The following is an 11,966-nucleotide window of genomic DNA, read 5'->3' on the forward strand; positions in this document are numbered from 1 at the left end:
CCCGCCGCGGGCGCGGCGGGCACGGCGGGCACGGCGGGCACGGCGGGCACGGCGGGCACGGCGGGCACGGCGGGCACGGCGGGCACGGCGGGCACGGCGGGCACGGCGGGCACGGCGGGCACGGCGGGCACGGTGAGCACGGTGAGCAGGGCGGGCACGGCGGGCACGCGTTTCAACGGGCGAGGGCGCGGCGCAGGGCGGCGGAGCGTCCGGCGACGGCTCTGCGGCTCAGCTCGGCGCCCGGCACCAGCGCGTCGAACCCGTGGAAGGCCCCCGGGTACATGTGGAACTCGGTGGACACCTCCGCCTGGACGAGCCGGCGGGCGTAGTCGGCGCACTCGTCGCGGAAGACCTCCAGCTCGCCGACGTCGATGTAGGCGGGCGGCAGCCCGGACAGGTCCCCGGCCCTGGCAGGCGCCGCGTACGGCGGCACGCCGGCGGACCCGGCCGCCTCGCCCAGCAGCGCCCGCCAGCCGAAGGCGTTGGCGGCGCGGTTCCACGCCACCGCATCCTCCGACCGCAGGGACGAGGGGGTGGTTCCCCGGTCGTCGAGCATGGGCGCCAGCAGCAACTGGAAGGCGACGGCGGGGGTGCCGCGGTCGCGGGCCAGCAGGACGGTGCCCGCGGCGAGCCCTCCGCCGGCGCTCCCTCCGCCGACGGCGACGCGCGCGGGGTCGACGCCGAGGTCGCCGGCGTTCTTCGCCGTCCACACCAGGCCGGCGTAGCAGTCCTCGACCGGGGCGGGGTACGGGTGCTCAGGGGCCAGGCGGTACTCCACCGAGACCGCCACGCACCCCACGTCGCGCACGAAGGTCGCCACCCGGGCGTCGTCCATCTCCACCAGGCCGAGGATCATCCCGCCGCCGTGGATCCAGTACAGGCACGGCAGCGGCGCCGGGCCGCGGCGCTCGGCGGGCCGGTAGACGCGGAGCCTGATGTCGGGCGCGCCGTCCGGGCCGGGCACACGCTGGTCCTCGACCGTGACGCCCGGACCGGTCATCGGCGGCATGGCCGCGAACGCGCCGGCCATCCGCCGTCGCAGGGCCGGCAGGTCCTCGGGGGACATCCGGGCGAAGTCGATCGGCGGGATGAAGGCGTGCTCCAGCCCCGCGGCCAGCTCAGGGTCCATGTTGGGATGCGGCGGCATGCGGTTCCCCTCGTGCGAAGTCCGCCGCGCCCTGCGCGGCGGAGCGGACGGGGGGATGGCGGACGGGCCGTCGAACGGGCGGTCGGCGGCGAAGCGGACGACGGTGCTACGCGGATGGCGCCTGATGGCGCCTGTCGAGCATCCGCCGCCGCTTCGGCGCCGACAACCGCGACATGCCTCCCATGACCCGCTGTTTCCCAGCCGATCGGCTTGACGAGAGACCACCCGCCCGCACACCGCGCCTCCGCCACGCCGCACACCGCGGCGTGGCGCGGCGGGGTGGTCAGGTGTGGCGGGACAGCATGCGGTCGCGGGCCTGACGGGCCGCGTGCCACGCCTCGTGGGCGGTGCTGGGACGGGCGCGCCGCTGCGCCCAGGCGAGCAGCCCCGCCCCGGCCACGGTGGCGGCGCCCGCCGCGATGATCACACCAGGACGGCGGCGCGCCTGGGTGGAAACCTGCTCCGCCACACTTCTGAGCCGCTCGGGAACAGGCTCACGGGCCGTCTCCCCCGTGCCCGGGCCGAGGCCCAGGCCGGTGTCCATCTCGGTGTCCATGCCGGTGGCCCCCTCGCCGGTCCGGGTGTGGGTGACGCCGCGCAGGCGGTCGGCCATCTCGGCGGCCTTCTCCTTCGCGGCGGCGGTGGTGCCGGTCACCTTGTCCCTGGCCGCGGCCGTGGTCTCGGTCACCTTCTCCTTGGCGGCGGCCTTGGTCTCGGCCACCTTGCGCTGGGCACGGGACTTCACGTCGACCTTGTGCGCGAGCGCCTCGACCGTGCGGCCGAGCTCCTCGCGGGTGCGCACGATGTCGTCGCGCAGCCGGTCGGCCTCCGAGACGCGCGTGCCGCCGTGCCCGCCGTCGGGCGAACCGTGGCCGTCGGGCGAGCCGTGGCCGGGCTCGGCGGCCGGCGTCGATTCGGCGGCGCGGACGGGCGTCTCGGACAGCCCGGCGAGCGGGTCGCCTCTGCCGTGGCTGACCACAGGCTTCACGTACGGCTTGGGCGGCGCGTGGACCTCGGGCACGTTGAGCGAGGGGCCGGCGGACTCAGGCGTCGCGGTGCCCGGCTCCTGTCTGCGCAGGCCCACTTCGCCCGCGGTGGGGCGGTGGTCCGCGCCGATCGGGTCGTTCTCGGTCATCGGTGTGCACTCTCCTTCACGGCGTCGACATCGGCCTTGATGCTGCGGATGGCCTCCTGCGGCAGGGGCGGCGTGGCCCTGGCGACCTGCCGCTTGCCCACGAGCGCGAGCACGGCGGCGACGATCAGTAGCACCACGCCCACGATCAGGGCGGCGATCCAGGGCGCGAGCGCCTGGGCCACCAGCAGGATCAGCGCGGCGACCAGCGCCCCGCCGCCGTACAGGGCGACCACTCCGGCGCCGCCGAACAGGCCGGCGCCGAGGCCGGCCTTGCGGCCCTTGCCGGTGAGCTCGATGGCGGCCAGCCGGATCTCGTCCTTGACCAGCCGGGATACGTCCTCCGACAGGTGCCGGACCAACTCGGCGGTCGACAGGGAGGCGTACGGGTTAGCGGCGGGCCGGCCGTCTCCCAGGTCCGTGGCGGCCGCGCGGCCGTCCTTCAGGTCGGTCATGGCTGTTCCCCTTCCTTTCCCCGGCTCCGGCAGCGCGGCGCCGGCCGGGAGCGGCTATGAACGGCGGAGCAGGCTGATCACCGCCCGTTCGACGCCACCGTGCGTCGCGAGCCGGCCGAACCCGGCGTCGGCGCCGAGCTCGACCAGCGCCCGCTCGATCGTGCGGCCCTTGTCGAAGGCGTCGATCACCCTGGGGTCGACGTAGGAGGCCCGCGCCACGGCCGGGGTGTTGCCGAGGTAGTCGGCCACCTCGTTCATCACGCGGCTGACGGCGCGCTTCCTGCCGGTTCTGTTGCGGGCCCGGGCGGAGACGGCCAGGCCGACCGCCGCCAGCACGGTGGCGTGCCAGGTGCGGAAGTCCTTGGCCGTCACCTCGAAGTCCATGGTCTCGCGCAGGTAGGCGTTGATGTCCTCGCTGCGCACGTCCACCCAGACCGAGCCCTCCTGGTAGCGCAGCAGCTCTCCGTCGCCGCCCTCGCGGTGCAGCGCGGTGACGACCTTGCAGACCTCGGCGTCGATGAGCCGGACCTCCCTGGGCTTGCCGCCCTTGGCCGGGTAGGAGCAGGTGACCATGCCGTTTCCGCAGGTCACGTGCTCGGTTCGCAGGGTGGCGAGCCCGTAGGACTCATACGACTCGCCGCCGACGCGGAAGAAGCCGATATCGAGCATGCGGGCCGCGGCGGCCAGCACGCGGTCGCGGCTGAGGCCGCGCCGCTCCAGGTCCTTGCCGACGCGTTCACGGAAGGCGGGGAGCCTGCGCGCCATCTCGCACACGCGGTCGAACTTGACGCGATCTTGCTCCTCCCGCCACACGTCGTGGTAGCGGTACTGCCGCCGGCCGGCGGTGTCGGTCCCCACGGCCTGGATGTGGCCGTCGGCGTCCCGGCAGATCCATACCTCGCGCCACGCCGGCGGGATGGCGAGGGTTTTGAGCCTCTCCAGCGTCCGCCGGTTCTTCACCGGCCGGCCGTCCGGCCAGTGATAGCCGAACCCGCGTCCCCGGCGCCTGCGGCGGATGCCCGGTTCGGCGGGATTGCTCTGTCGCAGCTCCACGAGGACCCCATACCCGTGCTGAGCGCGGCAAACGGCCGGGTGGTCCAGGATGCCGCCCGGCCGCCGGCGGGAGCGCGCAGCGGGTGTGGCGAGGCGCGCCCGCCACACCCGGCCGGGCACTCCGTTACTGCCGCATCGGCATCTTGCGGTTGCCCACCGCCATGGCGCCGAGGCCGAGCAGCAGGATGACGATGCCGGTGATGACGTTGTTCCAGATCGACCCGGTCGTGTGGGACCGGATGATCCACGGGGACAGGATCGTCCAGACCCCGAGGATCGGCGCGATCCACGTCAGCCCGTACGTCCGGCCGAACGCCGACGCGAACCCCAGGGCGAGGGCGGCCAGGGCCAGCCCGGTGACCATGTTGCTCACCGACAGCCGCGACAGGCCGTTGAACCCCACCACCCACGGGGATATCGCGAGATAGAGCCCCGCCAGGAGCGTCAGCCCGTCTATCACCTGCGCCGCCATGCTGGAACTCGCCCGCTCGTACTTGGCTCTCATGGCCACGATGTCGGGGTGCGCCTCCAGGCCGGTCGGTCTAGTCATGACCTCACCGCCTCCCGTTTTGCTTCTCGGAACGGATCAATTTCGCCATACCCGAGATGGAGGCCGGGATCACGGTGACCTGGGCAAATAATTCCAATCGTCATGACTGATCATGAGATTGAACGCCATGGAACGCCATTTCGGCCGCGGACCGCGCGCGTCTCAGACACCACGGCGTACGCGTGGTCCGTCCGGCGCCGGGGCCGCCCGGTCCTGGCCGAAACCCCTAGCGGCCCCGTCCGACCCCACCTGGCCTCCCTCGCCCCCGCTCGACTCCGCCCCGAGCTTGACAGCCATGCGGGCGGAATGGTTACTTAGGTATGCCTTACCTAATTTAGGTTAGGCATACCTAATCATTACCTCGTCCAGCCCTTCCCGGCATCGCCCCCCATCGCATGAAGGACCAGACCGTATGAAGGAGCGGACGCCATGACCCGCGTCTATGATCTCGTCGGCATCGGCTTCGGCCCGTCCAACCTCGCCCTCGCCGTCGCCCTCGCCGAGCGCGGGGGCACCCCTCTGGACGCCGTGTTCCTGGAGAAGCAGGAGGCGTTCGGCTGGCACCGCGACATGCTCCTCGACGGCGCGACGATGCAGGTGTCCTTCCTGAAGGACCTGGTCACCATGCGCAACCCGGTCAGCCGCCACAGCTTCGTCAATTACCTGCACGCGAAGGGCAGGCTGGCCGACTTCATCAACCTCAAGACGATGTACCCGACCCGGCTGGAGTTCCACGACTACCTGTCCTGGGTCGCCGCCGACTTCGACGACCGGGTGCGGTACGGCGCCGAGGTCGTCACCGTGCGGCCGGTCGAGGACGCGGACGGGCGGGTGGAGCTGCTCGACGTCGTCGTCCAGCGCGGCGGGCCGGACGGCGAGCTCGCGACCTACCGCGCCCGCAATCTGGTGGTCGCGGCCGGCCTGCGGCCCACGCTGCCGGACGGGATGGTGCCCGACGGCCGGGTGTGGCACAGCCAGGAGCTGCTCACCCGACTGGACGGCCTGACCTCCCCGCCGCGCCGGTTCGTCGTCGTGGGCGCCGGGCAGAGCGGCGCCGAGGTCACCGAACACCTGCACCGCAGGTTTCCCGGCGCCGAGATCTGCGCCGTGTTCGCCCGCTACGGGTACAGCCCCGCCGACGACAGCCCCTTCGCCAACCGGATCTTCGATCCGGCCGCCGTGGACGACTTCTACGCCTCACCCGAACCGGTGAAGCGCATGCTGCTGGACTACCACGCCAACACCAACTACGCCGTCGTCGACCTCGACCTGCTGCGGGAGCTCTACCGGCGGGTGTACGAGGAGCGGGCGGCCGGGACCGAGCGCCTTCGCGTCATGAACATGTCCCGGGTGACCGGGCTGAGCGACGAGGGCACGCATGTGGAGGTGACCGTGCGGTCGCTGGCCGACGGCGAGGTGGAGAGGCTGCGGGCGGACGCCGTGGTCTACGCCACCGGGTACCGGCCGGTCGACCCGCTGGACCTGCTCGGCGCAGCCGGCGCGTACTGCCTGCGCGACGAACGCGGCGGCCTGCGGGTGGGCCGCGACCACCGCCTGGAGACCACCGGCGGCATGGACTGCGGCATCTACCTGCAGGGCGCGACCGAGCACACCCACGGCATCGCCTCCACGCTGCTGTCGACCACCGCCGTGCGGGCCGGAGAGATCCTCGGCTCCATCCTGGGCCCGGCCGGACGCCCGCACGTGCCCTCCGCCTCCTCCCCCAGGGCCACAGGGTGACCGGTGGCTCCTCGCGGGTGCGGACGGGTGCGCCGGGGCGGGCGGTACTGCTGCGCGCCATCCGGGGGCAGCGGCGCGACCTCGCGCTCGGTTCGGTGCTCGGAGCCGGTCACCAGGCCGGCGAGGCCCTGGTCCCCGTCCTGATCGGCGTCGTGATCGACCAGGCCGTCGCCGGCGGCGACGCCGGGGCGCTGCTGGGGTGGCTCGCGGTGCTCGCCGTCGTGTACGTGGGGCTGTCGTTCGGTTTCCGCTTCGGCGCCCGCGCCGGGGAGCGAGCCGCCGAGCGCAGCGCCCACGCGCTGCGCGTCGAACTCGTACGCCGCGTGCTGGATCCCCGCGGCGGGGCGGAGAACGGCAGGCTGCCGGGCACCCTGGCCACCATCGCGACCGAGGACGCCAAGCGCGTCGGCGCCGTCGCCATGGCCGTGATGATCGGCATCTCGGCGCTGACGGGGCTCCTGGTCGGCGCCGTGGTGCTGCTGCGGATCTCCGTGCCGCTCGGCCTGACGGTGCTGGCCGGGACGCCCGTGCTGCTCTGGCTCGGGCATCTGCTCGGCAAGCCCCTGGAGCGCCGCAGTGAAGCCGAGCAGGAGCGCGCCGCGCACGCCTCCGGTGTCGCCACCGACCTGGTGACCGGGCTTCGCGTGCTCAAGGGCATCGGCGCCGAGTCGGCGGCCGTCGCCCGCTACCGGCGCACCAGCCGCGACTCGCTGGCGGCCACGCTGCGGGCGGCCCGGGCGGAGGCACTGCAGAACGGCATGGTGCTGACCCTCACGGGATGCCTGATCGCCGTCGTCGCGCTCACCGGCGGCCGGCTCGCCCTCCAGGGCGACATCAGCCTGGGCCAGCTCGTCTCCGCGGTCGGTCTCGCCCTGTTCCTGCTGGGACCGCTGGAGGTGTTCTCCTACGTCAACGCCGACCTCGCCCAGGGCCGGGCCTCGGCGGCACGCATCGCCGAGGTGCTGTCCGCGCCGCCGCGGGTGACCTCCGGCGGCGCGCGGCCGGCGCGGCCCGTGCGGGGCGCGGTCCGGCTGCGCGGCGTCAGCCACGGCGGGCTCCGCCAGGTGGACCTCGACGTCGCCCCCGGCGAGGTGCTCGGCGTGGCCGCCACCGATCCGGCGGACGCCGCGGCGCTGCTGCGCTGTCTCGGCCGCCGGTCCGACCCCGACTCCGGGGTGGTCGAGCTGGACGGCGTACCGCTGAACGAGTTGGACCCGGCCGACCTGCGCATGGCGGTGCTGGTCGCCGACCACGACGCGGAGCTGTTCGAGGGCACCCTGCACGACAACGTCGGGGCCGCGGCGCCCGGCGACGCCGGCTCCGGCCGGATCGCCCGCGCGCTGGCGGCGGCCGGGGCCGACGAGATCGTCCGCGCCCTGCCGCTCGGCGGCGACACGGCGGTGGGCGAGCGCGGAAGCTCGCTGTCCGGCGGGCAGCGCCAGCGCGTGGCCCTGGCCCGGGCCCTGGCCGCCGAGCGGCCCGTGCTGGTGCTCCACGACCCGACCACCGCGGTGGACGCGGTCACCGAGGCGCGCGTCGCCGCGGGCGTCCGCGAGTTCCGCCGCGGCCGCACGACGATCCTGGTCACCACCAGCCCCGCGCTGCTCGCGGTCACCGACCGGGTGATCCTGCTCGACGACGGCCAGGTCACCGACAGCGCCCCGCACGCCGAACTGGTGCGACGTCACGCCGCCTACCGCACGGCGGTACTGGCATGACGGGCGACACCGGCACGCCCCACGGCACCGGCATGACACGCGACACCGGCACGCCCGACGACACCGGCATGACACGCGACACCGGCACGTCCGACGGCACGGGCATGACGGGTGACGGCGGCGTAAGCGTGACAGGCGACACCGGCGTGACTGACACCGGCGTGACAGGCGACACCGACACGCCCGACCGCCCCGACATGCCTGGCAGTACCGACATGGGCCGCGGTACCGACATGGGCGGCGTTACCGATTTGGGCCGCGATACCGGCATGAGCGGCGGTGCCGGCATGGGCGACGGTGCGGCGGGGACGGGCGTCGCCGGGGATCGCCTGACGCCGGCCACGTCCGCGCCCGTCTCCGCTGAGGGGGAACGGGCGCTGCTGCCCACGGCGAACCCGGCACGGACCTGGGCCGCCGCGCGGGAACTGCTGCGACCGCACCGGGGCCTGGCGTTCGGCGGGTTCGCGGTGATGGTCGCCGCCACGGCCGCCGGCCTGCTCATCCAGCCACTGCTGGGGCACATCGTCGACCTGGTCGCCGGACGGCGCCCCGCGCAGGCCCTCACCGCACCCGCGGCGCTGCTGGTGCTGGTCGCCGTCGTCCAGGGCGCCGGCACCGCGCTCGGGCTTTCCCTGATATCGCGGCTCGGGGAGACCGCGCTCGCCCGGCTGCGCGAGCGGTTCGTCGAACGCGCCCTTCGGCTTCCCCTCGCGCAGGTGGAGCAGGCCGGGTCCGGCGACCTGACCGCCCGGGTCACCGGTGACGTCTCGCGCGTGGCCGAGGCCGTGCGGACCGCCCTTCCCGAACTGGCCCGCTCACTGCTGGCCATCGTGCTCACTTTCGGGGCGCTCGCCGTACTCGACTGGCGGTTCCTGCTCGCGGCGCTGCTGGTGGTGCCGATCCAGGCGCACACAGCGCGCTGGTACGTGCGCAACGCCGTGCCGTTGTACGCGCGGCAGCGCGTCGCCGACGGGGCGCAGCGGCAGCAACTCCTGGACAGCATCAGCGGCGCCTCCACCGTCCGGGCGTTCCGGCTGGAGGCCGAGCACGAAGAGCGGGTGACCCAGCGGTCGTGGTCGGCGGTGGAGCTGACCATGCGCGGGGTACGGCTGGTGCTGCGGTTCTACAGCCGCCTGCACGTGGCGGAGTACATCGGCCTGGCGGCGGTCCTGGTCGCCGGGTTCCTCCTCGTGCGCGGCGGCGCGGTGTCCATCGGCACGGCGACGGCCGCGGCGCTGTACTTCCACAGCCTGTTCGCGCCGATCAACTCCGCGCTGGTCCTGGCCGACGACGCCCAGGCGGCCGCCGCGAGCCTCGCCCGCCTGGTCGGCGTCGCCGACCAGGCGGCACCCGAGGACCCCGCACCCGAACGGGCTCCATCCGAGCGACCGGCACCGGAACGGGCTTCGTCCAAGCGGCCGGTGCCCGAACGGGTTCCGTACGAGCGACCCGCGCCCGAACGGGTTCCGTACGAGCGACCCGCACCCGAACAGGCTCCGTCCGAACGACCGGCACCCGGCCTGCCGGCACCCAGGCGACCGTCACCCGGGCGACCGGCATTGGATGGGCAGTCATCCGAGGGGGCGTCAGCGGGGCCGTCGTCGGAGGGGGCGGAGCGTGCGGAGGATGCCGGAGGCTCGCTGCTTGCGGGGGACCCCGTGGTGACGGTCAGCGGGGTCGGGCACGCGTACGAGGCCGGGCGGTCCGTGCTGCACGATGTCGATCTCGTCATCCGCCGCGGCGAGCGTGTCGCGCTGGTGGGCGCCAGCGGGGCGGGCAAGACGACGCTCGCCAAGCTCATCGCCGGCGTCCACCGCCCGACGCAGGGCTCGGTACGGCTGGCCGTCCCCGAGCGGGACCGGCCGGGCCCCGCGGTGGCACTGATCACCCAGGAGACGCACGTCTTCGCCGGGCCGCTCGCCGAGGACCTGCGGCTGGCCCGCCCGGAGGCGACCGACGGCGACCTGCGGGAGGCCCTGGCCCGTGTGGAGGCCCTGACCTGGGTGGAAGCGCTGCCGGAGGGCCTTTGGACGGTCGTCGGCGACGGCGGTCACCGCCTCACCGCCATGCGGACACAGCAACTGGCCCTGGCCCGGCTGGTCCTGGCCGACCCGCCGGTGGCGGTGCTCGACGAGGCCACGGCCGAGGCGGGCAGCACCGGGGCCCGCGCCCTGGAGCAGGCCGCCCTGCGGGCGATCGAGGGCCGTACAGCCCTGGTGGTGGCGCACCGCCTCACCCAGGCCGCGACCGCCGACCGCGTCGTCGTCATGGACGGCGGCCGGGTCGTGGAGAGCGGCCTCCACGACGAACTGCTCGCCGCCGGCGGACCCTACGCCGCGCTCTGGGAGTCCTGGTCGGACGCCCGTTCCGGTGAACTCCACCTTCCCCCCACGCACAACGCACCGATCATCTGACGAAAGCCGAAGGAAATCTCGATGTCCCGTTCCACCAGAGGCACCCGGCTCGCCGCGGTGCTCGCCTCCGTCCTGCTGCTCTGCGGCACCGTCGCCGCCTGCGGCTCCGGCACCGGATCCGGCGGCGGCTCCGCCCCCAGCGCCGCCGAGCCCTCCGGCGCCCCGGGCGGCGGCGCCTTCCCGGTGACCATCGAGCACAAATACGGCGGCACCACCATCGCCGCCGCGCCCAAGCGGATCGTCACGGTCGGGCTGACCGACCAGGACTCCGTGCTGGCTCTCGGATCGGTGCCGGTCGGCACCACTGAATGGCTGGGCGGCTACAAGGGCGCCATCGGCCCTTGGGCCACCGACCGGCTGGGCGCCGCCGCCGCGCCCGTCGTGCTCAAGGACACCGGCACGGGACCGCAGGTGGAGAAGATCGCCTCGCTGGCCCCCGACCTGATCTTCGCTCTGTACTCGGGGCTGACCAAGGAGCAGTACGCGACCCTGTCGAAGATCGCCCCCGTGGTGGCCCAGCCCAAGGACTACGCCGACTACGGCGTCCCGTGGCAGCGGCAGACCGAGATCATCGGCAGGGCGCTGGGCAAGGAGGCGGAGGCCGAGAAGCTCGTCGCGGGCGTCGAGGCCGAGTTCACCGCCGCCAAGCAGGCGCACCCGGAATTCGACGGCGCCACCGCGGTGATCGCCACCCCGTACCAGGGGATCTTCGTGTACGGACCGCAGGACAACCGCTCGCGCATCCTGAGCTCGCTGGGCTTCACGCTGCCCTCCGGCCTGCAGCAGGCCGTCGGCGACCAGTTCGGCGCCAACATCAGCAAGGAGCGCACCGACCTGCTGGACACCGGCGCGATCGTGTGGATCGTCGCCGACCCCGCGGCGGACGCGGCCAAGCTCCACAAGGACAAGCTGTACGGCGACCTGAAGGTCGTCCGGCAGGGCCGCGAGGTCTTCGTCAAGGAGACCGGCGACTACGGCAACGCCTTCTCGTTCGTCTCGGTGCTGAGCCTGCCGTACACGCTCGACCGGCTGGCGCCGCAGCTCGCGGCCGCCGTCGACGGCTCCCCCGCCACCGAGGTCACCGAACCGGCCTCCTGACCCGCCCCGGCACACGGGACCGCCCGCAGAGAAGGGCCGGGCCGCGACTCCCATCGCGGCCCGGCCTTCTCCCGTACAGGGGCCCCACCTTCTCCTGTACGTGCCCGCCCTCTCCGGAGACCCCTTCTTTCGCGGAGACCCCTTCCTTCGCGGGGGCACGCCTCTCCGGGGACCCATTCTTTCGCGGGGCACGCCCTCCTACCTCCCCCAGCGGGGACACGCCTTCCACGCGGGAACTCGGCCTCCCAAGGGGGGACGTCCTCCGGCAGGGGCCGCCCACGCGGGGGCAGGCTCGCCCGCAAGGACGCTTGGTCCCTTCCTAGGGCCATGCCCTCCCGTACAAGGACCGCCCTTTCGCGGGGGGCGCGAGCTTCTCGCGTGCGCCGTGCGCCCCCCGGGGGGTCAGCCGTCCTGGTCCACCAGGCTCTTCGGGCGCATGTCGGTCCAGTTGGCCTCGATGTAGGCGAGGCACTCCTGACGGGCGGCGGGCCCGTGGACGGCGGTCCACCCGGCGGGGACCTCGGCGAAGTCCGGCCACAGGCTGTGCTGCCCCTCGGCGTTGACCAGCACCGAGTAGACGCCGTCGGGGTTGTCGAAGGGGTTGCTCATCTCGGGTTCTCTCTCCTCAGGATCGGCGGAACGGTTGTCGGGGGTCGTCG

The 11,966-nt window shown here is 73.9% G+C and carries 10 protein-coding genes; 4 read left to right on the top strand and 6 right to left on the bottom strand.

Annotation, left to right across the window (positions count from 1 at the left end; all coding sequences use genetic code 11):
* Positions 1-172 precede the first annotated feature (172 nt).
* The 5 genes from ACFQSB_RS38315 to ACFQSB_RS38335 all read right to left on the bottom strand — a co-directional run bounded on the left by ACFQSB_RS38315 (position 173) and on the right by ACFQSB_RS38335 (position 4,337).
* On the bottom strand, positions 173-1,147 hold the full coding sequence (locus ACFQSB_RS38315; protein ID WP_380832104.1) for an alpha/beta hydrolase: 975 nt from the start codon (positions 1,145-1,147) through the stop codon (positions 173-175).
* Between the two features lie 283 nt (positions 1,148-1,430).
* Positions 1,431-2,282: a DUF3618 domain-containing protein gene (locus tag ACFQSB_RS38320; protein ID WP_380832105.1), complete on the bottom strand. Its 852-nt coding sequence runs from the start codon at positions 2,280-2,282 to the stop codon at positions 1,431-1,433.
* Complete coding sequence (locus ACFQSB_RS38325; RefSeq protein WP_380832106.1) at positions 2,279-2,734, bottom strand: phage holin family protein; 456 nt, start codon at positions 2,732-2,734, stop codon at positions 2,279-2,281. The genes ACFQSB_RS38320 and ACFQSB_RS38325 overlap by 4 nt, the downstream gene beginning before the upstream one ends.
* Positions 2,735-2,788: 54 nt before the next feature.
* Positions 2,789-3,787, bottom strand: coding sequence for a DNA topoisomerase IB (locus ACFQSB_RS38330; RefSeq protein ID WP_380832108.1), 999 nt, complete (start codon positions 3,785-3,787; stop codon positions 2,789-2,791).
* A 124-nt stretch (positions 3,788-3,911) separates the two neighbouring features.
* On the bottom strand, positions 3,912-4,337 hold the full coding sequence (locus ACFQSB_RS38335) for an SPW repeat protein (RefSeq protein WP_354847720.1): 426 nt from the start codon (positions 4,335-4,337) through the stop codon (positions 3,912-3,914).
* Positions 4,338-4,766: 429 nt separating this feature from the next.
* Between ACFQSB_RS38335 and ACFQSB_RS38340 the strand changes: the two genes are divergently transcribed.
* The 4 genes from ACFQSB_RS38340 to ACFQSB_RS38355 all read left to right on the top strand — a co-directional run bounded on the left by ACFQSB_RS38340 (position 4,767) and on the right by ACFQSB_RS38355 (position 11,307).
* Entirely contained in the window at positions 4,767-6,077 is a 1,311-nt protein-coding gene (locus tag ACFQSB_RS38340; protein WP_380832110.1) for a lysine N(6)-hydroxylase/L-ornithine N(5)-oxygenase family protein, read from the top strand.
* Positions 6,074-7,795: an ABC transporter ATP-binding protein gene (locus ACFQSB_RS38345; RefSeq protein WP_380832112.1), complete on the top strand. Its 1,722-nt coding sequence runs from the start codon at positions 6,074-6,076 to the stop codon at positions 7,793-7,795. Before ACFQSB_RS38340 ends, ACFQSB_RS38345 begins: the two co-directional genes overlap by 4 nt.
* A 269-nt stretch (positions 7,796-8,064) precedes the next feature.
* Positions 8,065-10,209: an ABC transporter ATP-binding protein gene (locus ACFQSB_RS38350; protein WP_380832123.1), complete on the top strand. Its 2,145-nt coding sequence runs from the start codon at positions 8,065-8,067 to the stop codon at positions 10,207-10,209.
* A 21-nt stretch (positions 10,210-10,230) separates the two neighbouring features.
* Positions 10,231-11,307, top strand: coding sequence for an iron-siderophore ABC transporter substrate-binding protein (locus tag ACFQSB_RS38355; protein ID WP_380832114.1), 1,077 nt, complete (start codon positions 10,231-10,233; stop codon positions 11,305-11,307).
* Between the two features lie 402 nt (positions 11,308-11,709).
* Here ACFQSB_RS38355 and ACFQSB_RS38360 read toward each other — a convergent pair whose 3' ends face one another.
* A complete protein-coding gene (locus ACFQSB_RS38360) occupies positions 11,710-11,916 on the bottom strand; it encodes an MbtH family protein (protein ID WP_380832115.1) in 207 nt (68 codons plus the stop codon).
* Positions 11,917-11,966 lie beyond the last annotated feature (50 nt).

It is taken from the genome of Sphaerisporangium rhizosphaerae, from assembly GCF_042665155.1.
In the GTDB taxonomy this organism is placed as follows: Bacteria; Actinomycetota; Actinomycetes; order Streptosporangiales; family Streptosporangiaceae; genus Sphaerisporangium; species Sphaerisporangium rhizosphaerae.